This is a genomic window from Mucilaginibacter sp. BGA-UO-ETr-C110 (genome assembly GCF_059567985.1).
The window spans coordinates 2,127,470-2,153,556 of record NZ_JCAQPB010000002.1 but is presented as its reverse complement, the minus strand read 5'-3'; the positions used below and the strand labels follow the sequence as shown (position 1 = coordinate 2,153,556).

Genomic DNA, 26,087 nt, shown 5'->3' with positions numbered 1-26,087 from the left:
GGGGCAGGGAGGAGCGTCCTCCCGGGAAAAGATCCGGGAAAATAGCGAAAATCCCGGATTGCCACCTGTGCTTTAGCAAGTGATTAAAATAATAAAAATGGTCGGTGAACGGTCACATGAGAAATTATCAATAAATAATTATCCTGATTTTTTGATTTCCTGCAAAAACTGGGTTGGCGTTTTACCAAATTCTTTTTTAAAGGATTTGGTAAAATAGGATTGTGTCTGTATCCCTATACGGTACATGACCTCGTTTATATTAACATCTTCATGGGTTAGTATTTGGACCGCCTTTTTTAACCTGAAACTTCTGATAAATTCTATAATGGATTGTCCTGTGATCTTTCTGATCTTCTGATATAGTTTTGAATGGCTCATACCAATTTCCTGGGCAATAAGATCGATGTCTAAATCTGTGTTTGTCAGGTGTTTTTCCAGAATAGTGACCAGATTGTCTATGAATTCCCGGTCTTTGGTGGAATGCACGAGCTCTTTTGCCTCAGCATAATAGTCCCTGGCATAATAAGTCTTTAACTTATGCTGCTGTTCAAAAACATTCCGGATCGTTAATAACAATAATTCGAGGCTGAAAGGTTTGGAAAAGTAAATATCTGCCCCGGAGTTAACACCTTCTATCCTCGACTCCATAGCATCTTTTGCTGTAAGCATCATAAACGGAATATGGCTGGTGTCAATATCATTTTTAATAATGGTACAAAATTCAAGACCATTCATATCCGGCATTAATACATCGCTTATGATGAGATCGGGGAAAACCTCCCGTGCCATGGTCACACCATCACGGCCATTTTCTGCCTCTGAAATGACATAATGCTTATCCAATGCCGCATGAAGATAATTTCGCAGCTCAGCATTATCATCTACAATTAAAATATGTTCTTCCTGGGTTTTGGGCAAGGCAGGGTTATTATCCTTGAGTAGGCTGGGCTGTACGGTACCCTTCATCAAATCGCTTTTATGGAGCACACTTTCGAGCAACACCGTACCTGGTTCATCCTGATCCCACAGTTCGTCTTTGTGATAATTGTTTTTACTCAACGGTATCGCAATGATGATTTCCGTTCCCTTTAGTTTTTCACTGTAGACAAAAATGTCCCCTTTATGCAGATCTGTCAAGCTTTTAACAAAAGCCAAACCAATGCCCGACCCAAGATGGGCATCATTGATCCGGTAATAACGTTCAAAAAGATGTTTGATAGTATCTTTAGATATTCCGATCCCGCTGTCCGCAACATGAATGAAAAAATGATCGGTCGCGGAAAACTTATTTTTGATTACCAGTTCATTTTCAAAAGAGGGCGTGAATTCCATTATGGAATAAAAAATACTTAGAGTGATCCTCCCGCTTTCCATGGTATATTTAAATGAGTTGTTCAGTAAATTGAAAACTATTTTTTCAATGATGTTGCGATCAAACCATAATTCCCGTTGATCGGGCGCGCTTTGGATCTCGAAGGAGATGCGTTTTTCAATGGCGAGACTACTGAATTCCGATCCAATTTCGCGTAAAAAGTCAGTTGAATAATTGGGTTTTACCTTCAGTTTTAAAACGCCCGCATTGACTTTCCTGAAATCCATCAGCTCGTTAATCAGTCCTAAGAGCCTTAACGCATTTCTTTGAATGATGTTATAATAAGGAAGGTAAGCAGGCCGGGTGTCATCCTGTTTTAAAGATTCAACTGGGCCCAGAATCAGTGTGAGCGGTGTCCGGAACTCATGTGATATATTGGTAAAGAACTGGAGCTGTATTTGATGCAATTCTTCGCGTTTCTGTTCTTCCAGATTTTTAACTGCCCGTTTTTTTCTAAATTCATAGAACGAATAAACTCCAAAGATAAACAAGCAGAATGCCAGCAGTCTGAACCACCATGTCGCCCAGAACGGCGGATTTATGCTGATATTTAAAACGGCACCTGTATTATTCCAGACCCCGTCATTATTAGATGCCTTCACATGAAAAATATACTTCCCAGGATCAAGGTTCGTGTAAGAGGCCTTATGCTCGGTGTTTACATAGTTCCAGTCTTTATCAAAAGGTTCTAATTTATAGGCATACAAGTTATTATCAGCCGAATTATAATTAAGGGCTGCAAAGTCGAATGCAATACTGGATTGCTTGTAGTTCAAAGCAACATCCCGGGTTATGACAATATCTGTTTTAAGCGGTGATTGCCGGCCCGGAACAACTTGTTTATTAAATATTTGAAAACCTGTGATATAAACAGGAGGGATAAATTTATTTAACCTGATGGAATCCGGGAAGAATTTGTTGAAGCCATTTACGCCGCCAAAATACATCTCACCGCTTTTAGACTTCATATACGCATTAGACTCGAATTCCAGTCCCTGAAGGCCGTCATTGGAGTTGAATTTTTTGAAGGTCTGATCAACGGTGTTGAATCTTGTCAACCCGTTAGAAGTGGAAATCCATAGCTCACCCGGTTTGCCTTCTGTTATCCCTTTGATGTATTCAGTAGAAAGGCCGGCTTTGGTCGTATACAAATTAAAGTTTTGACTTTTGGGGTCAAACAGGTAGAGCCCTTTTTTGGCGACCCATATTCGTTTATAACTATCAATAAAGGTAAATACTAAATCCGTATTCCTGGCATTATTAAGATAATGTTTGAATTTGCCGGTTTTTCCATTGTAAAAGTTCAGCCCGGCATCCTCTGTTGCGATCCACAAATTGCCATCCTGATCTTCTCTCATGGACATTACTTTATTACCCAGCAACTGGGTTTCGGGCGTATTGCCTTGTCCAAATCTTTTAAACGTTTGTGTTTTTCTATCAAACAGATTGAGCCCTCCCAGATAGGTGCAGACCCATAAATTATTTAAATGGTCTTCAAATACCTGCATGACGAGGTTGGAGGAGATGGAGTGGTTATTTAACGGATCATTTAAATATCGTTTAAACGTGCCATGCTGCGGATTGAATAAATTAAGGCCGCCATCAAAGGTTCCAATCCATATTTTTCCATCATGGTCTTCCATAATGCTCATGACTTCATCTGATCCTATGCTCTTTGTATTATAAGCATTGAACCGATAATGTTTAAAAGAGCCTGTGTTGCGTTCAAAATGATTCAATCCACCGCCATCGGTGCCTATCCAGATATTCCCATTACTGTCCTCGCAAAAGGATTTTACATCATTATAGCTTAGACTATTTTCAGCGTTTGACTTTCTAAACAAACTAAATTTCTGGTCACCGGGCGAATACAGATTGATGCCACCTCGATGAGTTCCTATCCAGAGATTTTCCTGATTGTCTTCATAGATGGCAGATATCGTTATCTGAGATAAGCTGGACGGATTCGTGGGGTCATTTACATAACGTGTAAAGGCCTGGTCTTTTGGATCAAATAAATTTAATCCGCCATTGACGGTGCCGATATACAATTTTCCGGTTCTCGTCGACAGCATACTGATTATTCTATTGCTCCCAAGACTTGAAGCGACCTTATCATCATGTTTAAAAACTTTTATCTTGAGTTGCTTCTGGTCAATCATCATTAATCCGGCCGGATCTGTGCCCAACCAAATATGGCCGGTTTTGTCTGCCTGAATAGTAATGATGTTCTGGGTAAACTGACTATAAAATGGTGTCAGATGCAGAAACCGTTCTTTTTCGGGATCGAATATTTGCAATCCATTCCAGGTACCTATCCATAATTTACCGTCATGACCATTGAATATACAGTTTACACTATGATCTAAAACAGGTGCACCTTGTTTAACATCAGGGTAGAAATCCTTAAAATGATTAGTTGCGGGATCCACCAGGCTTAACCCACCCCAATTTGTACTTACCCAAAGCCTATGCTTGTCATCCTCTTTAATTCCCGTAATATGATCACCATTGATATCAGTGTATTTATTATGATGACTGAATCTGGTAAAGTTATTCAGAACCGGGTTAAACCGATTTAGACCGTTGGATGTTCCGATCCATAAGTTGTGCTGGTAGTCCTCATATATGGCATGAATGATATTGTCACTAAGACTGGTATTTTGTCCCGGTAATTTTTTATAAACTACAATTTGATGACCGTCATACCGGTTTAAGCCGTCAGTTGTTCCAAACCACATAAAACCCTTGCTATCCTGAAAAATGATTTCTGTAGTGCTTTGGGATAAGCCCTGCTCATTGGTTATATGCTTGAATTTGAAATTGGGAATCTGTGCACGAAGCAGGTCAGGCAATAGCAGCAGGAACAACCATAGCCTTATATTACAAGTAAACATTATCTCTTGACTTTAACTGGAAAACAGGTACCATTAAACAATGGGTACGTTTAAAAGTGATAAATATAAGCGAAACTATCCAAAAAGGAATGACAGCATGTCAAAAACATCGGAACGACATCATAAAGACAATTAATAGGTTGTTTACAGGCCTCAATCATTTAATCCACCATTTTTATAACCTTAGAGCAGAAACCGCGGAAGACACCGTGTACGCAAAAAGTTCAGTGTGTTATGTAATGAGAACAATGTAGGCGGTAGATCGATATTCAACCTTTCTTGTCTATTTTTTTTGATCCTAAATCTGAATAAATTCATCCCAGATACATTTATGAATATCTTACCTGTTGTAAATTAATATTGAAATTAAACATTGGACCTTCACTTTTATCGGTCCACGCATACCTCAGGGTGTCTCTTGTTATACTTAAACTAGTAGCTGGTCATTTGGTCTATTCGTCAGCTATCGGATTATGAATATCAAGAAGGCCTCATTTTTTATTTTTTACATTTAACCGTAAAACGGTTATCGAGTTAGCAGAAAATGTATAATCAAAATTTGTATTGATATCATTGACGGCGGTGGTAACGGGTATGATTTTCTCGGGCTCGATAATGGTGTTAGTATCCTCAGGTTTGCCAGATAGGGTGATCGCGGTCCCAGAAGATGCTACACCAGGAATCCCATTAAGGTTTATCTTATTTCTGGTCGAAGGTAAATCCTAATAAGTCAATATAGAAGGGGCAAATGTGCCAAATATGGGGGACTATTTGCCTTTGCGAATGAAATCTGGAAATATTCTTATCCAATAACAATGGGCAGAGATAAATTATAGTGATATTAATCACCCTGCTGTTTATTATCAAGGAGCCGAGTTAAGGTAATAAGTCTGTTGAATATTGGAAATTAACGAAAGCAGTTTAAGTATTTCTCCTATCCTAAAATAATGATGAAATAGTTATAAGGACTTTTTAACAGTTTTGGCAGGGTGAATCCCTTGTTGTCATATACGAAACTAATAGAAAAGTGCTTACACAAATTATAAGTTGCCTGAATTGTAAATGATTACCCCCCTTAAATGGTCTAATAGCCCCTTATCGTTATTTGTTATTTCTTATATGTTTGGCTAACAATTATAATCTAATAGTCAACGCCAAAATCAGTTTTGCAACCTTGTCTACATTTTGTCTGAACACTTGCTGGTTCCTTGCGAGGTAATAGAAGTCGTTTTTATGTTTTGACAAGTATTCATGCTGAATCATTTAACCTATGCCTAATGGGCGCTAATATAAAAGTATGAAAAGAAAATTTACCCGTTTTTTCGAAGCAATTCTCGTTGTATTTCTTTTTAATGCCGGCTGGATATATCAGGCAGATGCCCAGGTCTTTGTACATCCAGGGGTTCCTTTTACACGGGCAGACCTGGACCAGCTAAAGGCCAATATCACCAAAGAACCCTGGCTTACCGGATATAACGCGCTGAAAAGTGATTCGCATTCATCACTTGGTTACGTAATGAAAGGACCTTTCGCCACGGTAACCCGTGCCCCAAATTTAAACAACCCGGCATGGCTGGATGATATGATAGCTATTCATAACCTGGCTTTCATGTATGTTTTTACGGGCGACTCGACATTCGCCCGGAAAGCTACTAATATGCTGGACGCCTGGGCAGTAACGAATACTACCTGGGGGGGCGAAGAAAGTATGCTTGATATAGGAGACCGGGCACCTTATTTTGTATCAGGCGCTGATATTCTCAGGAGTACTTTTCCAGGCTGGTCTGCTGCAAATGACGTACATGTCAATAATTATTTCAGGAACGTTCTGTATCCCACCTCTTATGTTCCAAACCCTTTGAGGGATAATAACAAGGGTGCCCTTCAATTGGAAATAGCAATAGGAATTGCCGCTTACTTAAGTGATCCTGTGTTGTGGCAGCAAGCCATTGAGGTGTATCGTATGGATGCAGGTGGTGGTTTGAGGTCCAGTTTGCCCAACGGACAGGTTGGCGATACCGGGCGGGATGACCATTGGTTTGTTGAGATTTCAGCGCTTGGATGGAGTGCCGAAGTAGCCTGGAAACAAGGAATAGATTTGTTTGCCGAGTTTAATAACCGCCTGCTGGCAATCGGGGAGTTATATGGACAGTATAGCCAGGCTCCTAATACGGTTAGCTTTATTCCTTTTGGAGGATACTCCGCATACTGGACTACATGGGGACTACCACCAGGCTATACACATCAGAGCCCTTTTAACAATATTATAAAAGGAGCTTATGAGCTCCGCAAAGGGATTCCTACTCCTTATACTGAAAAGATCAGAATGCTGGTGGGAGAAGGCAGCCCGTCATTTCTCTATTTAAAGTCCGCCGACACTTCGCATGCCACATCTTTAAGGCCGATTATTTATCCAGCTGATCTTGTACAGCCAGTGAGTCAATTGACCGATCTGGATATTGGGAATACAGGCATTTCGGGGCGTGCATCCTTTAATAATGGCATCTGGACCATAAATGGTGCAGGAAATTCGGTAGCGAATGCTAATAATTTTGCTTTTAAGCAAATTAGTGGGGATGCGGGCATCGTTATAAAAGTAGAAAGCAGTGCACTTGCCTCTGCCACTACTGGAGTAATGATCCGGGAGTCGCTCGCCACTACAGCTAAATACGTGGCTTTAGGTCTCGGCTCAAGCGGTGGTGTATACCCATACTCAAATGGTGAAACTGCCCGGACTTCCTATGCACATTCCCAGCCTAAAGCGCCCTGGTGGTTAAAAATTGAGCGGGTGGGTAGCCGGATATTTACTTATCATTCGCAGGACGGTATCAACTGGACAAATAATGCATTGTATATTATTACGCTTCCAGCCAACACTTACATTGGTTTTTATACCATTTCTAATAACGCTTCGACTTTAAACACAGCTACGCTTAGCCATGTATCTGTTAGCAATACATCTCCTACAGGTTCGCCTCTTATAACCAGTGCAACCTCGGCAGGCGGAACAGTTGGTAATACATTCAATTATACTATTGTAGTAACCGGCAATGCCACAAAATATAATGCTACAGATTTACCTGCCGGTTTAAGTATTGATACGCTTGCGGGTGTTATTACAGGCATCCCAACAGCTATAGGGCAAAGTGTAGTAGGTTTACAGGCTACTAATGCTAATGGTACGGGAACGGCTAACCTGGTTATTAACGTAACCAGTAACACGGCTCCGGCAGCACCGGCGGGTGTTACCGCAACGGTAATCAATGTTTCAAACATTAGTATTGCATGGCCTGTAATAGCAAACACAAGCGGTTATAGTGTAAAGCGCTCACTTTCGGCAAGTGGCCCCTTTGACACCATTCAAGATAGCATAACCAATACCTCTTATATTGATGCATCGCCAGTGCCCGAGGTTAACAATTATTATGTTGTTACAGCTCTGGCCGGAAGGTTAGAGAGCGGGAACTCAAATGTGGTTTTTGCATGGGTTCCGCCAGAGACACCAAATCAGCCGGTGGTTGTCAATAAAAATAAAGAGATTGATTTAAGCTGGAAGACTGCCTCGGGAGCAGCAACATACAATGTAAAAAGAAGCACCGTTAGTGGCGGTCCTTATACAACCATAGCCAATGTACCGGGTACCAGTTACGCTGATGTGAATGTAAGCAACGGAAGCCCTTATTATTACGTGGTTTCGTCAGTGGGGCAAACCAAAGAAAGCGCGAATTCGATCGAGGCATTCGGGGTTCCCGGGTCTGGTTCTTATACCTGGAAACCGGCGACCGAAACGGATTCATTAAAATGGGCTTCCAACTGGCTGGAAAATGCTATTCCGGCAAGCCCGGCCATTATTACGTTCAATGCATCGGCAGATACTGTTTTGACTAATGATATTAAAGGGCTGGCGGTTTCGCGGATGCAATTTAACGCGGGCGCGAACAGTTATACTATATCCGGCGATACGCTTCATTTAAAGAATGACCTGGTAAACAATGCCACAACCTTACATACCCTGAGCATGCCCGTTGTGCTGGATACTTTGCTCAATGTGAACACGGTAAGCAGCGGTACAGTATCGCTCACCGGAGGGATAAGCGGAAACGGAAGTTTGCTTAAAAATGGTGTAGGATATCTATACATATCAGGAAACAATACTTACACCGGTACCACCACACTAAACGGCAACGGGCAAAGCTGGCCCCCTGTATATGGCATGGAGGTATCGGGCATTGGTACCGGGACGCCTTCAGTTCCAACATCCGGCCCGCTTGGTACGGGTAAGATCATTATGAACGGTGGGGCATTGTTCTCTGCGAATGGTGATGCAACCTTTTATAATGATTTTGAGATAGCTGCCGGTAAAACCAGTTATTTTTATCAAACCAGTAATGCAATAAACCTGCGGGGCAAGCTTTTGGGTAGCGGCACCATTATACAGGATGGAAACGTTTATGCGGGCTTACACCTTTTTGGCGATAACAGTAATTTTACCGGCACTTTTGTATCCAAATTACGTAGCGGTAACAACAGGGTGCGTTTTGAAGTCCCCGAATCGGGCAGTGCCAAGGCCTACTGGAACCTGGATGCCAACGGAAATGACTGCCAGGGCATACTCTTCGCTACGGGAACCATCAGTTTTGGGGCACTTACCGGGAGAGGGGCGATCCGGACAGATGCCGGGGGCAGTCCTATAATCAGCATTGGAGCATTAAACCTTAGTACAACCTTTGGCGGCATTATGTCAGGTTCTATGAATGTAGAAAAAGTGGGCACCGGCGTACTTATTTTTACTGGAAATAACTCATATAGCGGCACAACCACAATCAAGGGCGGAAAATTTCTGTTAAATAATGATCCGGCATCGGGAGTTTTTAACAGCTCTCTTACTGTAGAGGCCGGCTCATTTGGTGGAACAGGTAAAGGTACAATGTCAGTCACCATTGGAACCGGGAGTGGCGCGGGCGCGATACTTGAGCCTGGTAACCAGGCTATCGGCTCTTTGATAACCGGACCTTTAACCTTAAAATCTGATGCTACATACAATGCTGAGATTGACATGGGCAATGCCACCGGTGATAAAACAACGGTTACCAGTGCGAGCCTGGTTAATTATCCTAAATTATCGGTAACAGGCATTGCGGGCGCGTTACCATCCGGTACGTCTTATACCATTATTGATAATACAGGCAGCGCGGCTATTGCCGGAACCTTTAAAGACCTGCCTGAAATGGCTTTAATTACGGTGGGTGATTACAGTTTTCGCATAACCTACAAAGGCGGGACGGGTAATGATATTCAGCTGCTGGACGACCGTACTTTGCCTGTCACCATTACCAGTGCATTGGCTGATACCGTTGTTGTTGGAAAGTCTTTCACCTATACCATTGGGGCAATCAAATCGCCCAATAACTTTTCGGCAAGCGGGCTTCCGGATGGATTGAGTGTTAATACAGGTACGGGAGTTATTTCAGGCGCCCCAACCCAAACTGGTGTTTTCCCGGTTACCCTAACCGCGTCAAACGGAAATACCACGAGTACAGTAACCCTGGTTTTAACTGTTCAAAGCAATATTGTTAGCGGGTTACTGGTTGCGGCGGGAGATGCTAAAAACGTTATAGAATGGCCCCCGATCTCAAATTTTACTTATAACGTTAAACGCTCCACTACTTCCGGAGGGCCTTATATCACTGTTGGAAATGTTAGTACTACACAATACACAGATGTAAACGTGACTAACGGAAGCACCTATTTTTATGTGATTACTTCCCTTGACGGTACTGTTGAAAGCCCAAATAGTGCAGAAGTACTTGCAAAACCAAATATTGGCCAGAAAGATTATTATAAATTTGATGAGCAGAGCGGAACTAGGGGAATTGACGCCTGGGGCGCAAATCATGCCACGCTGGCGGCTACAGCTAGCCGCGGTACCGGTAAATACGGTCAATCACTCCTGTTGGATGGAACAGCCAATGCTTATGCCTCGCTTCCATCGGGCATTATGAGTACGCTGAATGATTTTACTATTTCTGCCTGGGTCAGGATGGATGCTATTTCTACCTGGATGCGTGTATTTAATTTGGGGTCAAATACTACCCAGTATATGTTCTTATCGGTTCAGGCAGGTGTAACAAGCGGGAAATCCATTGTACGTTATGCGATTAAAAATGGGGCGGAAGCAGAACAGAACCTTAACTTTAATTACACCTTCCCGCTAAACACCTGGACTAACCTTGCAATAACCAGATCAGGCAATACCTGTACCATGTATATTAATGGCGCCGCCGTAGCGTCTACCACAGGTATCACTATTATGCCTTCGGCGCTGGGTGCTACGAGCTTTAATTATTTAGGCAAATCGCAGTTTTCTGCCGATCCAATGTTTAAAGGTTCAATTGACGCATTTAAGATCTATAGCAGGGCTCTCAGCGCGTCAGAAATTGCTGATGGTCTTTTGGGTGATCAAATGATAGCCTTTAATCCGATAGCTCAGAAAGTAATGGGCGATCCGGATTTTGCTATTAATGCTACCGCAAGTTCCAATTTGCCAGTAAGCTATATGAGTTCAGATACTACAGTGGCTACAATAGTTAACGGTAAAATACATATTAAAGGTACCGGAACAAGTACGGTCATCGCATCTCAAACGGGTAACGATCAGTATACAGCGGCAACTCCCATAAGCCGGACATTGAAGGTTGCCCCATTGAACCTGCAGATAAAATACCAGGATGGCGATAATGGCCAAATGACAAACAATATCATTCGTCCTTATGTAAACATTATGAATGCCGATTCTGCAGGAGTAGCTTACAACGAATTAACTATGCGTTACTGGTTTACTGCTGATAATTATGCAGGCATCAACACCTGGGTTGATTATGCTCAGTTAGGGAATAATAATGTAAGCCTGAAATATGTTCCCTTAGTGCAGCCACGAAATAGTGCATTGGGGTATATTGAATACAGTTTTTCCGCAGCAGGTAATCTGGCAGGCAACAGCAGTACCGGCCCAATACAAACCAGGTTTGCCAATCAGGACTGGGCAATTCTGAACGAGGCAGATGATTATTCATATCAAAGCAATACCAGCAGTTACGTCAATAATAACCACATCACACTTTACCGGAATGGTGTGCTGATTTGGGGAACTGAACCCACTGTTGTGCCGGCCCTTACCAGCCTGAATGTTTCTTACCAGAACCAAAATCAGCAAACCAACAGCAATACCATCAGTACTTACCTAACCATTAATAATACAGGTAATATCCCTTTGGCTTTTGGGGATATTACCGCGCGATATTGGTTTACAGAAGAAGGGACACAAAGTCTGAATTACTGGATTGATTTTGCCAAACAGGGCAATTCCAAGGTAAGCGGCAACTTTGTAAAAGTTAGTCCTGTACTTAATGGTGCCGATACTTATTTTGAGGTAGCGATAAATGCTTCAGCGGGGACACTTTATCCGTTGAGTACATCGGGTAATATTCAATATCGTATTTCCAAATCAGATTGGTCAAACTTTAATGAATTGAATGATCATTCATACCTGCCGAAAGATATGATGAAAGAGAATAACCGCATTACTGTTTATTACAAAGGGCAACTAATTTATGGTACTGAACCTTCGTTAGGAACATTGGCATTAAAGAAGTCCGCGGTAGCCGCTGTTACCCCCTCGAATGTAAATATTGACGGGATAGTGGTACACCAGGGGCTTTCACCGAATGGGGATGGCATTAATGATTACCTGATCATTGATGGATTAACGGCATATCCCAACAATAAATTAACGGTCATGAACCGCAACGGCGTTAAAATATTTGAAACAAAAGGGTATGACAACGGCTCAAAAGTATTTGACGGGCATTCCAATATAAACGGGGCCATGCAACAAGCGGGCACCTATTTTTACTCACTGGAATATCAGACAGAAGAAGGGAATAAGTATAAAACAGGTTACATCATACTAAAATACTAATTGAGCCATATGATTTTAAGTGGATGCATGATCAAGAAATTTAAATCGCTGATGGTTGTATTAAGCTTGTTTCTTTTATTCCTGGTAACAGGAACAAGCGCGGTTGCCCAGCAGCAAGCCTTTAGTTATACGCAGTATATGGATAATCTGACACCATTTAATCCGGCTTATTCTTTGCTGGATAAGGCCGGGTCAATTAATACCCTGGTACGCAGACAATGGGTAGGTGTAGACGGAGCGCCGGTAACCTATCTGATCACCGGTAACCTGCCCATCGAGTCAATCAATGGTTCGGTAGGGCTCATTGTATTTAATGACCAGATCGCGATAGAACGCCAGACCGAAGCAAATGTCTATTTTGCTAAAGGGATACAGTTAGATTCAAGAAGTATTTTAGCAGTATCAATAAATGCCGGTTTGCGGAATTATACCGCCAATTACTCCTCTCTGGATGCCGCTGATCCAACTTTCAGGAATGATGTTAGGGGAACTAAACCTAATATGGGGTTTGGCGTAATGTATTACACTGACTGGTATTACCTTGGCCTATCAGTACCCGAACTAACCATAACCAGCCTGGGGACAGCATCTGTACAGGATAATACCAATTTCAGGAACCATTATTATTTTTCAGGGGCACTGATAACCAACGTAAATGAGGATATAAAATTTAAACCGGCAACGCTGGTTTCCTATGCAAGCGGGGTACCACTTACTGCAGACATATCCGGTATTTTTTATATGAAAGGGGTATTGGGACTTGGTTTAAATTATTGTACGGATAAAGAAATGTCAGGGATACTTACTTTAAACATTAATGCATTTCATGTGGGCTATGGTTATCAGTTTGGTACATCATCAACCAATTTAGGAACCTTTAATAACGCCACTCATGAAATATCCCTGAGTTACCGTTTTGGCAGGGGGGCATCTGATCCAAAGCTGTTGTAATTAATATTTCAGATATTTAATAAATCTGAAGTATCAAATGAAATCAAGTTATTAATAAAAAATAATGAACGTGTAATTGAACCCCTTTTTAGCATAAATGAAGAACAATAAATTTTATGAACAAATTTATATATACCTGCTTATTGTTGATCGCAACCATATCCACCAAGTTGTCAGCTTAGACAAGAATAATAGCTAAGCCTTTGTTTGATGATCCTGTGGAGCACGGAGCTGCTGATCCGGTATTAATCTACAACAAACAGCAAAAAATGTGGTGGATGTTTTATACCAATTGCCGCGCCACGTTAAATGATTCAACCGCTGTTGAATGGGTGCATGGTACTAAAATCGGGATAGCAGAATCAAAGGATGGTCAGGTATGGAAATATAAAGATACGCCCAACATTAATTACCGGGTTAACCCGGTAATTAATGTTGGGCACCTGAATAATCTACGGTATGATACTTATGATCGTTCAAAATCAAAAGTTTACATAGGGGAGTACGCTTCTAAGGGTAATAAATTATTTAACGCGCTTGCCGAAGCGGTTTATATGACCGCTCTTGAACGTAATGGAGATGTTGTGAAAATGGAATCATACGCACCGCTTATTGCACGCCAGAACCATACCTCCTGGAATCCAAATCTGATCTATTTTTCAAATACAGCTGTAGCCCCAACTGTTAATTATTATGTACAACAGCTGTTCTCTACCAATCAGGGTGATCGTTATTATGCAGATATTGTTTCGTTTCCTGATCAGAAAGTGAACCGGGATTCTACGTTGGCTACATCATTTGTAAAAGATAGTAAAACAGGAGATCTTATCCTGAAACTGGTAAATGCCGGCCCTGCATCCACACAAGTCAAAGTAAACCTTGCAGGTTTTGATCAGATTGATCCAAAAGCAAGTCGCACTATTCTGACAGGGGCGCCTGTTGCTGAGAATAGTTTTACAGATCCTGTTAATGTTATTCCTGAAACGTCAGATTTTGTAGTCCGGAAATCTTTCTTTTATGAGATTACTCCATATTCATTGACCATTATCAGAATGAAAGCTAGCACCGATCGTGGAGTAACCCATTAAGACTATCGACCTGGTTTGTAATGAGATTAAGATGTAATAGCATATTCCGCTGAGATTTTTTATAGTTGCTCGAATAAAAAACTAAGACTGATAGCATTTGTGAAATCTGTTTTTAGTTGATTATACCCCCTTTAATGGTCTATTAGCCCCTCACGGCTATTTATTATTTACCATAAGTTTGACTTACAATTATTACCTAATAGTCAATACGAAAATCTAATCTATTATCCTGGCTACATTTTGTTTAATTATTAACTAATTCTTGGTGAGGTAATTGAATTTGGTTTTGTGTTTTGATAAGTATCACATGCTGTAACCAATTAACCAATTTATATTTTAACCTAAATTTTTAAAGAAATGAAGCCAAAAATTCTAATTTTTCTTAGTTGTTTATCACTAATCTTTACGTTGGGGTGTAAAAAGTCGTCTTCGCTTATAACAGCGAATGGTTCGCCTGCACCGGTCTCCAAATTGGCAGTAAATGCAACCGCAGGGTTTATTCATCCCGGCATGCTGCACAGCCAGGCAGATTTTATCAGGATGCAAACCATGGTTAGCGCAGGTACAGATCCCTGGCTTTCTGGATGGAACAAACTTACAGCTAACTCTCACTCTGCATCAACTTATTCTATGCAGGGGCCTGCTGATACAGTTTACCGGGGTTCTGGTTGGCCACAAAACTATGCAAAACTGTATAATGACATCGCCGCTGCCTATCAAAATGCTTTACGTTGGAAGATCAATGGTGATGTAGCCTGCGGAAATAAGGCGGTGGCCATCATGAAAGCCTGGGCATCTTCTTTGAAATCCATCGGCGGATCTGCAGACAGGTGGTTGGCTGCAGGTATCTATGGCTACGAGTTTGCTAATGCTGCCGAGATTATGCGCGACTACAGTGGTTGGTCGGCTACAGACTTTACCAATTTTAAAAATATGATGCTTACCGTATTTTATCCCATGAACCATGATTTTTTGGTAAACCATAATGGAGCCTGTATTACTAATTATTGGGCAAACTGGGATCTATGCAGTATGGCATCAATTCTTTCTATAGGTATATTATGCGATGACACCAATAAGTTTAATGAAGCAATAACCTATTTCAAAAACGGTGCAGGGAATGGGTCAATTGATCATGCAGTGCCGTTCTTGTATAATTCAGGTCTGTTAGGACAAGGGCAGGAGTCGGGCCGTGATCAGGGGCATCAGTGCCTGGATATTGCGCTGTTAGGTGCTTTCTGCCAAATGGCTTATAACCAGGGTCAGGATCTATTTGCCTATGAAAATAATAAAGCATTGGCAGTTTGCGAATATACAGCCAGCTATAATCTTGGAAACACGGTACCTTTCACCACATACAACTGGGGTAATGGTCAAAATTGCGCAGCACAAACACAAACGGTGATTGCGGAAGGTGGAAGAGGGGACATCCGCCCAAGCTGGGAGCTGATCTATAATTATCAGCAATCACATGGTATTACCGGAACAACCTATAGCGGCCAGTATGCTGCTAATGTGCGACCGGAAGGTGGTGGCGGCGATTATGGACCAAATAGCGGCGGATACGATCAGTTGGGATTTGGTACCTTAACCTACTCCATAGGGGCACAGCCAATAGCCAATGGTACGTATAAATTGATCAATCGCGCCAGCGGAAAATACCTGGATAATTTGGGTTCAACAACCAACGGCGCAAATGTGGCGCAATGGGCTTCAAGCGGCAGCAATAACCAGAAATGGGCAATAACTTATAGTGGCGGTTTCTACAAATTGGCCTGTGTAACCGGCAGCAAATGTCTGGATAGTTATGACCATACTGCCGATGGCTCAACAGTTGCACAATGGGCAAGCGGGAGTAGCACCAATCAGCAATGGACAATCATTCCTGTAGGTTCCTACTATAAGATTGTTAACCGTACCAGCGGCAAATGCCTGGATTCAGGAGGTGGCACTACTGATGGATCTGCTATGCAATTCTGGCCAAGCAACAGCAGTAACAACCAGCAATGGACCATTGCGCCCTGATATACCTGTTGCGGTAAAAAAGAATAGAAAACCTATTTTTAATAAACAAAACGGCATGGCTATACGTCCATGCCGTTTTTATTTAAACCATCCCCCTTATTTGACCCATTAAACCCCCTTGCGAATCTTCGTTTTGCTCTACTTTCGAAACGCAATTATAAACGATCTTTCCAGGAATGCTTTTGCATATATCATTAAATCCTTTTAGTAACTATTAATCTGACCCCTGTTATAAGGTAAACATTTTATATAAGATTAATAACAGGGATGTATGTGAGGAAACATGGCAAGGCAAGGAGAAATGATAGTAAAATTATGAAAGTCAATTATTTGAAAGCCCATTCTAATATCGTAAAGTCAGCCATAGCATTCATTTTTGTGATCATCTTGAGTGTGGGGTTTGAGGCAGATGCACAAAGCAGTTTACAGGTATTGCCGAATATAAATTATTGTGCAGCACAGGCCGAAAAAACGTTTAATGCTATTCCTGTAAGCGGTAATAACCTGCCCCGTAGTATAGATAAAGGTAAAACAGACTGGCGATATGTAAACTATCAGGATTGGTGCAGTGGTTTCTGGCCCGGGATTTTATGGTATTTATATGAAGGCACCCATGATGAAAAATGGAAAACAGCTGCGGATAAATTTGCACAGGAGTTAAAGCCACTTTCTGAACATAGTGGGTTTGATCATGATCTGGGTTTTATGGTATTTAACAGCTTTGGCAACGGATACCGGCTAACTAATAATCCGGAATATAAGCAGGTGATATTAAGATCGGCAGATTCATTGGCTACGTTATTCAATCCCAAGGTGGGTACTATTTTATCATGGCCTGGAATGGTGAAAAAAATGGGTTGGCCCCATAATACCATTATTGACAATATGATTAACCTGGAACTGTTATTCTGGGCTTCAAAAAATGGCGGCAGCAGGGGTTTATATGATATCGCGGTTAAACACGCCGAAACTACCATGCATAATCATTTCAGACCCGATTATACTTCTTATCATGTGGTGGTATACGATACGGTTACCGGAAAAAAAATAAAAGGGGTAACTCATCAGGGTTATGCGGATAACAGTATGTGGGCAAGGGGGCAATCATGGGCCATATATGGTTTTACCATGTGCTACCGCGAAACCCGCAAACCAGAGTTTTTAGATTTTGCACAAAAAGTAGCCGATGTATATTTGAGCCGTTTACCCGTTGATCTGATACCCTATTGGGATTTTGATGATCCGGCTATACCAAATGCTGCTAAAGATGCTTCGGCCGCATGCGTAACTGCTTCAGCATTATTGGAACTATCCACCTTTACAAGGGATAAATCCAGGGCCCGGATTTATCGCCAAAAGGCTGGGGCTATGCTGCAAACACTTTCCACATCAACATACCAGAGCCGTAGTATAAATGATGCTTTTTTGTTGCATTCTACCGGGCATCACCCTGCGGGGACCGAGATAGATGCATCGATCATTTATGCTGACTATTATTATCTGGAAGCTTTACTTCGGCTACAGAAATTACAACATATAAAAGTTTCTAATCTTCATAAATCACGTTAAATGAGATATTTTCTATTGCTTATCGTTTCATTTATCGCCTTAGCTGCTAAAGGACAAAACACGGTAAAAGGCTCTTCTATTAATCTACAATCACCAGATCGAAACCTGATGCTGAAATTTCATCAAAAATCACTTAGTGATCACAAACGGATGATGTATTACGAAGTGAGCTATAAGGGTAAGGAGGTGATAAAAGAATCGGCCCTGAATATACAAATGGATAACCAGCTTTCAGAAAAGGCGATGGCCCTAAAGATAGATCAACATAAAGACTGGTGCGAAAACCTGGAAATAAAGAATATTAAAACAGTAACGCATGATACCACCTGGAAACCGGTAAATGGCGAAAGCAGCCAGATCAGGGATCATTATAACGAAGCAGATGTAACACTGGTAAAAGACGATAACCCGATATATGTAATGCAGGTGCAACTCAGGGTTTATAATGAAGGTGTGGCTATACGCTACCTCTTCCCTGAGAATGTAAAGGGAACTTATTATAATGTAACAGCTGAAAATACAGAATTTAGCTTACCCGCAGGCTCACAAGCCTGGTTTGCAAACTGGGCACAAGCGCCTTATTATAAACTACCGCTATTTAACTGGCCCGGAGAAAGCGAACGCCCCTTAACATTGGAGCTACCAAACGGCTTGTTTGCAACACTTGCCGAAGCACAAATGGTAGATTATGCTCGCACTAAATTTAAATTAAGCACAAATAAGTGCAATACCATTATTACGTCAATGTTTGGCGAGGCCCAACTGATATCGCCCGTGTATACTCCCTGGCGGGTAATCATGGTGGCAGAAAAACCAGGCGATTTAATTGAGCATGACTATTTAATACTTAATCTAAACGAGCAAAGCAAAATAACCGGCAATACTGATTGGATAAAACCAGGCAAAATTATGCGGGTGATGTTGCAAACCACTGCAGACGCAAAAGCCAATATTGATTTTGCGGCTCAACAGAACCTGCAGTATATATTATTTGACTGGAAATGGTACGGGCCAGCCTTCAGCTTTAACTCTGATGCTACAAAAGTTGCTATACCTGATTTTGATTTACCGGGTATTATTCAGTATGCTAAGGATAAGGGAATAGGGGTTTGGCTTTATGTTAACCAGCAAGCGCTGCTGGCACAAAGCGACAGCATGTTTGCTGTATATAGTAAATGGGGAATAAAAGGCGTTAAATTTGGTTTTGTGCAGGTTGGATCGCACCGCTGGACCACCTGGATGGAGAAGGCCATACAGCAGGCTGCCGCCAGCCGGATGATGGTCAATATTCATGACGACTGGCGCCTTACTGGCGAACAGCGCACATGGCCAAATCTAATGACGGCCGAAGGTATACGGGGTAACGAAGAAATGCCGGATGCCACCCACAATACTATTTTACCTTTTACCAGGTATATAGCAGGCCCCGCTGATTATACGATCTGTTATTTTGATAACCGGATAAAAACAACCCATGCTCATCAGCTGGCATTAGCTGCCATTTACTATAGCCCCATTCAAACTTTATTCTGGTACGATAATCCATCACAATATCACCAGGAACCTGAATTGGAGTTCTGGAGTAAAATTCCTGCTACCTGGGACGAAACGAGGGTGATTCAAGGTATGCCCGGACAGTATATTACTACTGCCAGGCGTAAAGGAACGGAGTGGTTTGTGGGAACTATCACTAATAATGAGGCCCGCAGATTACATCTACCACTAAAATTTTTATCAAAAGGGAAAAAATATATGGCCAGTATTTATTCGGATGATCCATCTGTTAAGACAGCCACACATGTGAAAATAACCCATCAAAAAGTTGATGCGTCAACTATCCTGGACTTTAACTTGAAGGCTTCAGGGGGGCAGGCGATTTATATTACGGATGAGGCACAGAACTGATAACATAAATAATATAAGCGTATAAATGCAAATTGATAAATTATCCGGTTCATTTATTTTAACGGCCGACATCGGTGGAACGCATATTACGTCGGCCATATATGACGGAGAAAAAAACAGTATTATGGAGGACAGTATTTCCCGCGTTGGGTTCAGCAGCAAAGGAAGTGCACGGGATATATTGAATTCATGGGCAGAAGCCTTGTCTCAAACGCAGAGGAAAACTGAGGTAGTTATTTCGGGAGTTGGCATAGCTATGCCCGGACCTTTTGACTATGAAACAGGTGTTTCTTATATAACCGGGCTTAGTAAATACGAGTCGATCTACGGAATGAATGTCAAACAACAGCTTGCAGAAATGCTGCAGTTGCCTATCGAGATCTTCAAATTCAGGAATGACGCAGAAGCCGCTATAGCCGGGGAAGTGGCAGCCGGCGCCGGCAAAGGGACAGCTCGTATTATTGGGATAACATTGGGCACCGGATTGGGCTCTGCCCGGAGTTTGAACGGTATTACCAAAGATTTAAATTTAGGCAGCGAACCTTATAAGGACAGCATTGCTGATGATCATTTGTCTACCCGATGGTTTTTAAAACGGTATCATGAATTAACAGGTCTTTCCGTTACAGGTGTCAAGGAGTTGGCTTTAATGGCAGATCATAATCCAATAGCCAAAGCAATATTTAATGAGTTTGCTGCCAATATGGGCGACTTTTTACTGGAACCTGTTCTGCATTTCAAACCTGAGGTTCTGATTATTTGTGGTAATATTGCCAAAGCGTCAAAGTTTTTTCTGCGGATAGTGTCAGGGCGGTTAAACATGACCACGCTGAAAATTGGACAATTAGGTGAATATGCAGCTCTTATAGGAGTTGCCGATCTTTTTCACACAAATTCTAATGCACGACGAATACCTTTATAACAAAATAAAATCCGATGACCAATAAACCAGCTTTTACCGAGAAGAAATTTATCGTGACATTTGTTTTCGTCACCTCCCTTTTTTTAATGTGGGGATTGTTACTGTCAATGAGCGACGTGTTGAACAAGCATTTTCAAAATGTTTTAAATTTATCCAAGTCGCAATCAGGATTAATCCAGTTATCTGTATTTGGCGCTTACTTTATAATGAGTATCCCGGCGGGTTATTTTTTAAAGAAATTTGGATACAAGCCCGGCGTTATTTTAGGCCTGATCCTGTTTGCTACCGGGACTTTTTTATTTGTGCCAGCAGCAAACGCGGCATCGTTCAATTTTTTCAGGATCGCCCTGTTTATTTTAGGTTGCGGTATGGCAACGCTTGAAACGGTGGCGCACCCCTTTGCAGCAGCTCTGGGAGATCAGCGTACCAGTGATCAGCGGCTCAACTTTTCCCAATCATTTAACGCGGTAGGTACCATTATAGGACCTGCCATCGGTTCGTATTTTCTGTTCCGTACTACTTCTGAGCACTCTACTGACCTTACTTCCGTAAAATCATTATATGTAGGCATTGGTTGCGTGATCCTGTTGATAGCGGTTGCTTTCCTGTTTTTAAAAATCCCGGCATTAACAGACCCTAATACCGAAGTTGCAGCAGTAGATCCCGACGCGGTTAATGTGGATACCGCTCCCTCCAAAAAACTATATCAGCATAAACATTTTGTTTGGGCAGTAGTTGCCCAGTTTTTTAATGTTGCCGCGCAAGGAGGTACCTGGGCCTTTTTTATTAATTATGGCCATGATGTAATGAAGTTAAGTAGCCAAACAGCGGTAAATTACATGAGCATTTTTATGGCCATGATGGCTGCCGGTCGTATTGTTGGAACTTACCTGATGCGGTTTATAGCTCCCAATAAATTACTTGGCGCCTTCGCGTTAGGGAATGTTTTAATGTGCCTTATTGTGGCACAAGGTTTAGGCTGGCCATCCTATATCGCGTTAATGATGGTTAATTTCTTTTTCAGTATCATGTTCCCAACCATATTCAGTTTAGGTTTAAAAAACCTGGGCAGCCACACTCAGCAAGCCTCATCTTTTATTTCCATGGGAGTGGTTGGTGGAGCATTCTTCCCGCTGCTGATGGGACAGATCGCTAACCATGATGTAGCCAAAGCTTATTACTTGCCAATAGTTTGTTATATAGTGATCTTTTTGTTTGGCGCTAAGTTTTATAAGGTAAAGCACTAATGCGCTTCCAATTATACATATTAAGTTTAAGCATGGCTACATGCAGTCAGTTTGCACGGGCACAACAGGCAGTTGTTAAACCAGTATATGATTTTTCCCGCCTGGACAAGAAAATTACGGGTTGGGTAGATAGCGGCTACTATAAAGGAGCATCCGTTATTATTGTTAAAAACAAGCAGATTATACACCAGAAATATTTTGGAACTTATGCACCCGGGTCAGTTGCTTACATTGCATCAGCCGGCAAGTGGCTGGCAGCGGCAACCATTGCCGCCGTGGTTGATGAAGGCAAGCTTTCATGGGATGATAAGGTGAGCAAATGGCTGCCAGAATTTAAGGATACCAAGGGCAATGCCACGTTGCGCCAATTGCTTTCACATACTGCCGGGTTCCCGGATTACCAGCTCCGGGGCAGTCATCCAGATAATTATCAAACATTAAAAGAATCAGTTGCACACATTGTTGATTTACCTGCTGATACTTTACCGGGAACAAAATTTAAATATGGAGGCCTGGCCATGCAGGTAGCCGGGCGTATGGCCGAACTGGCAACCGGGCAGGATTGGGAAACAATGTTCCAGGAAAAAATAGCCATCCCCTTGCACATGACCCTAACCCATTTTACACCGGTGAGCAAAGTTGATGGACAAAGCCCCATGCTTGGCGGCGGGGCCAGGACAGGCTTACAGGACTACGCTAATTTCCTGAGCATGATAAGCCATGATGGGATGTTTGAGGGCAAACGTATATTATCTGTAAAATCTATACATGAAATGCAAGCCAACCAAATTGGTGAAGCAAAAATCCCCCCTGGTGAGTTTGTTGAAAGGGCACGCGCAACATCTCGCAAAGATATTTATGGTTTAGGCGAGTGGCGCGAGGAAGTGGATGCTAAGGGAAATCCAATGCTCATCAGCAGCCCAAGTTGGGCGGGCGCATACCCCTGGATAGATAAGAAATATCATGTTTATGCCTTCTTTCTGGCCCGCGTTGCAGCTATGAAAAATGGCTTTAACCCGTTTCTGGCAAGCCCGGTATTACCCTTGCTGGTAAGGGATGCATTGGATGCCGCATACCCCTGTATAAAGCATCAGGCTAAACCTTAAAATGAGGAGCATGAATTTTTTTATAACACAACATGTAAACTTTGGTGCCTCGGTAAGCGTGAACCTTATAATAAATTATAATATTGAAAATTGATGAGCATAAAAACATTATTGCTGGTACTTACATTAAGTTTTTTAGCTGCTGCTTCAAATGCACAGGATATTAAAATTCCTGATTATATTGATCCAGCGCATCCCCGCTTATTGACTAATGCCAAAACCGGCAAACAGGATTTAAAAGCATTGATTAATGATGAAAGCTGGGCAAAAAATACCTATGAAACTATTGAAAAGAATATAGCGCCTTATGTCATTCGCCATCAAACTGATAGTACATGGATCGTGTCGAGGTTACAGATGTACTGGAAGGAGCATTCTACCGATGTATATATCAAGAATGGCATTTATGCCTATGCAACTGGCAAAGCCCCGGTACCAACAGTTCGTTTTACCGGAACAAGAGATGTAGCAACGGCGTATCTCACACCCAGGCTGGAAGATATTAAACCCTATATGGATCAGGGAGGTAAAATATACCTGCAAAACAAAACAGCGCCCGGTACGCCCTGGGAATGGGTGGAACAATCAAAAACCGGCCGCATCATCGAATCCATCAATATAGGCATCATCAATAAAGCAAGGGACGCTGCCATGATCTATTGGTATACCGGCGATGAAAAGTATGGCAAATTTGCTTATGATCTTTTCAATACCTATCTGACTGGTGTGTATTACCGGAATGAACCGGTTGACCTGAATCACGGGCACGATCAAACATTGGTTGGCTTGTCGGCATTTGAGGTAATACATGAAGATGTGCTGGAACCGCTTACCGCCTGTTACGATTTTCTGTACGGATATATTGATAAGAATCATAAAAATAAGATACCCATTTATACTGATGCTTTTAAAAAATGGGCAGATATTATCATCAAAAACGGCGTTCCGTTTAACAACTGGGATTTGATAGAAGCACGTTTTGTATCAAACATTGCCTTAGTATTAGATGACAATAAATTGTACAAGGATGGCCGCGGCTGCCAGTATTACCTTGACCAGATACTGAATAAAACCTATACCCGCCAATGGGCGCTAACAGATTTGCTGCGAAAAGGGTATGACCCCAATACAGCCATATGGTCAGAATGCCCAGGGTATTCGGTGAACGTTTTGGGTGATTTTACCGGTTTTGTTAATTTGTTTGACAGGACCCTGAAAACCGACTTCCTGCCGCAAATGCCTATTTTGCCTAAGGCGGTATTAGCGCAGGCCCAATACCTTTACCCTAACGGCTATAGCGTTGGTTTTGGCGATACGCATTATGGACGCCTACCAACGCGGGGCATAGAGGACATGATCCGTAATGCCCGGCTATATCACAAAACAGCACAGGAAGAAACGTTTACCCGGATGCTAAAAACGATACAGGGTATTGGGCACGAAAAGAACCGGGAAGAGGTGAAATCCACAAGTTTTAATTCGTTATTTGGTAACCCTCCTTTAAAACTTTCAGAAGCAATAAAACCGGGTAAAGTGGCGGATTATTTAACGGCCACGTTCTGGTCGCCCAATGTAAGCTGGTTTGTACAGCGTAACGGGGTAGATGTACAGAATGGGCTGATGGTTTCTCAGGCAGGTTCGTCAGGCAATCATGCACATGCCAACGGTATAGCCATGGAGCTTTATGGTAAGGGTGTTATATTGGCACCTGAAGGTGGAATAGGAGGGAGTTATTTTCAAAGCGATTATGCCGAGTACTACTCCCAGTTTCCGGCGCACAATGCCGTTGTGGTGGATGGTATTTCATCTTATCCAACGATGAAAAGCAACCATCCGCTGCAATTAAAAGCCTGTTATCCGCAATCAGGGCGTATAGATGGTTACTTTCCGGGTATTACCTATTCTGATGTTTATTTCCTGGAACCCGAAACTAATGCCGACCAGAACCGCTTGATGAGCATCATTCGTACCAGTGATACTTCGGGGTATTATGTAGATATTTTCCGTTCGAAAAAGAAAACCGGCGGAGATAAGCATCATGATTATATTTATCATAACCTGGGCCAGCAGGTAACACTTACCGATGCTTCAAACAAACTTTTAAACTTAAATCCTACTGACAAACTTACCTTTGCAAATGAGGAATTGATGGGTTATGATTACTGGTGGGATAAAATGTCTGTCAGGTCTGGTAATGATTTTAAAGCCAGATTCGATCTTCAAATTCCCGGGAAACCTGAAGTTACCATGAATATGTGGATGAAGGGTTATCCCGGCAGGGAAATATTCAGTGTAAAAGCACCGCCATCACGTTCCTGGCGTGGCAATGAAATGATACCTGACAGTATAGCCAATATGCCATTACTCACCATTGTTATACGTCAGGATGGCGAGGCCTGGAGCCGGCCATTCGCAGCTGTTTATGAACCAGCCAACGGCGTAAATGGGAGTTCGGTAAATAATATCACCTCTTTTATACCCATTGATAGTGATAGTACATTTGTTGGGATACAAGTACAGAGTAAAAATGGTTTGAACGATTATATTATGAGTGATCAAGCGGATAAAACAGTTGTATACCATGATCTGAAATTTAAGGGTTTATATGCAATAGTGCGGGAAAATAAAGGAAACTTTGACTATTTGTTTTTAGGGAATGGGTATAAATTGCAGAAGGGAGGATATAGTTTGGATGGTGGTAATTCACCCTGTTCAGCGATATTATCCATCCAGTCAGGGCAATTATTTTTCACATCGAATCAAAAAGTAAAGCTCCAGATTCCGGATGTTTATCTATCCACTCAAAAAGTATCACTTAAAATGCAGATTGACGGGGTGGTTCAGGTTATCAATGGAAACAGAAAAACGATATCCGGAAAACACGAAGTTGAGTTCAATATGCCTGAATCTCCAATAACATCTATTACTATTACAAGTAAATAGGTCGTAAATTATTGATCTTTTTTACGGTATTTTATAGTCATTAGCCTTAAAACAGTAAGCTAATTCATTATGTGAAATTTTCAT

General features: G+C 41.9%; 11 protein-coding genes. 10 read left to right on the top strand and 1 reads right to left on the bottom strand.

Going from position 1 to position 26,087, the window contains the following annotated elements:
- Positions 1 to 138: 138 nt before the first annotated feature.
- Positions 139 to 4,269: a hybrid sensor histidine kinase/response regulator transcription factor gene (locus AC57BQ_RS09895; RefSeq protein ID WP_496406116.1), complete on the bottom strand. Its 4,131-nt coding sequence runs from the start codon at positions 4,267 to 4,269 to the stop codon at positions 139 to 141.
- 1,297 nt (positions 4,270 to 5,566) lie between these two features.
- Here AC57BQ_RS09895 and AC57BQ_RS09890 point away from each other — a divergent pair.
- From AC57BQ_RS09890 to AC57BQ_RS09845, 10 genes are all read left to right on the top strand, one after another.
- Complete coding sequence (locus AC57BQ_RS09890) at positions 5,567 to 12,247, top strand: cellulose binding domain-containing protein (RefSeq protein WP_496406115.1); 6,681 nt, start codon at positions 5,567 to 5,569, stop codon at positions 12,245 to 12,247.
- 27 nt (positions 12,248 to 12,274) lie between these two features.
- Positions 12,275 to 13,198: a PorP/SprF family type IX secretion system membrane protein gene (locus tag AC57BQ_RS09885; protein WP_496406114.1), complete on the top strand. Its 924-nt coding sequence runs from the start codon at positions 12,275 to 12,277 to the stop codon at positions 13,196 to 13,198.
- Between the two features lie 203 nt (positions 13,199 to 13,401).
- Positions 13,402 to 14,286 (top strand): alpha-L-arabinofuranosidase C-terminal domain-containing protein, encoded by an 885-nt coding sequence (locus AC57BQ_RS09880; protein ID WP_496406113.1) that lies wholly within the window; start codon positions 13,402 to 13,404, stop codon positions 14,284 to 14,286.
- A gap of 510 nt (positions 14,287 to 14,796) precedes the next feature.
- Positions 14,797 to 16,311, top strand: a complete 1,515-nt coding sequence (locus AC57BQ_RS09875; RefSeq protein WP_496406112.1) for an RICIN domain-containing protein — start codon at positions 14,797 to 14,799, stop codon at positions 16,309 to 16,311.
- 315 nt (positions 16,312 to 16,626) lie between these two features.
- Entirely contained in the window at positions 16,627 to 17,880 is a 1,254-nt protein-coding gene (locus tag AC57BQ_RS09870) for a glycoside hydrolase family 88 protein (RefSeq protein WP_496406111.1), read from the top strand.
- Positions 17,881 to 19,785 (top strand): glycoside hydrolase family 97 protein, encoded by a 1,905-nt coding sequence (locus AC57BQ_RS09865; protein ID WP_496406110.1) that lies wholly within the window; start codon positions 17,881 to 17,883, stop codon positions 19,783 to 19,785. It begins immediately after the preceding gene.
- A 25-nt stretch (positions 19,786 to 19,810) separates the two neighbouring features.
- Positions 19,811 to 20,707 (top strand): ROK family protein, encoded by an 897-nt coding sequence (locus tag AC57BQ_RS09860; protein WP_496406109.1) that lies wholly within the window; start codon positions 19,811 to 19,813, stop codon positions 20,705 to 20,707.
- Between the two features lie 14 nt (positions 20,708 to 20,721).
- Positions 20,722 to 21,954 (top strand): L-fucose:H+ symporter permease, encoded by a 1,233-nt coding sequence (fucP, locus tag AC57BQ_RS09855; RefSeq protein WP_496406108.1) that lies wholly within the window; start codon positions 20,722 to 20,724, stop codon positions 21,952 to 21,954.
- Between the two features lie 32 nt (positions 21,955 to 21,986).
- Positions 21,987 to 23,060, top strand: a complete 1,074-nt coding sequence (locus AC57BQ_RS09850) for a serine hydrolase domain-containing protein (RefSeq protein WP_496406107.1) — start codon at positions 21,987 to 21,989, stop codon at positions 23,058 to 23,060.
- 93 nt (positions 23,061 to 23,153) lie between these two features.
- On the top strand, positions 23,154 to 26,003 hold the full coding sequence (locus tag AC57BQ_RS09845; protein ID WP_496406106.1) for an endo-acting ulvan lysase-like protein: 2,850 nt from the start codon (positions 23,154 to 23,156) through the stop codon (positions 26,001 to 26,003).
- Positions 26,004 to 26,087: the final 84 nt, after the last annotated feature.

Excerpts from the sequence above, each read along its gene's own strand:
- AC57BQ_RS09850 (WP_496406107.1), top strand. The coding sequence starts at position 21,987 with ATGGCTACATGCAGTCAGTTTGCACGGGCACAACAGGCAGTTGTTAAA.
- AC57BQ_RS09895 (WP_496406116.1), bottom strand. The coding sequence starts at position 4,269 with ATGTTTACTTGTAATATAAGGCTATGGTTGTTCCTGCTGCTATTGCCT.
- AC57BQ_RS09885 (WP_496406114.1), top strand. The coding sequence starts at position 12,275 with ATGATCAAGAAATTTAAATCGCTGATGGTTGTATTAAGCTTGTTTCTT.
- AC57BQ_RS09890 (WP_496406115.1), top strand. The coding sequence starts at position 5,567 with ATGAAAAGAAAATTTACCCGTTTTTTCGAAGCAATTCTCGTTGTATTT.
- AC57BQ_RS09870 (WP_496406111.1), top strand. The coding sequence starts at position 16,627 with ATGAAAGTCAATTATTTGAAAGCCCATTCTAATATCGTAAAGTCAGCC.
- AC57BQ_RS09875 (WP_496406112.1), top strand. The coding sequence starts at position 14,797 with ATGCTGCACAGCCAGGCAGATTTTATCAGGATGCAAACCATGGTTAGC.
- fucP (WP_496406108.1), top strand. The coding sequence starts at position 20,722 with ATGACCAATAAACCAGCTTTTACCGAGAAGAAATTTATCGTGACATTT.
- AC57BQ_RS09865 (WP_496406110.1), top strand. The coding sequence starts at position 17,881 with ATGAGATATTTTCTATTGCTTATCGTTTCATTTATCGCCTTAGCTGCT.
- AC57BQ_RS09845 (WP_496406106.1), top strand. The coding sequence starts at position 23,154 with ATGAGCATAAAAACATTATTGCTGGTACTTACATTAAGTTTTTTAGCT.
- AC57BQ_RS09860 (WP_496406109.1), top strand. The coding sequence starts at position 19,811 with ATGCAAATTGATAAATTATCCGGTTCATTTATTTTAACGGCCGACATC.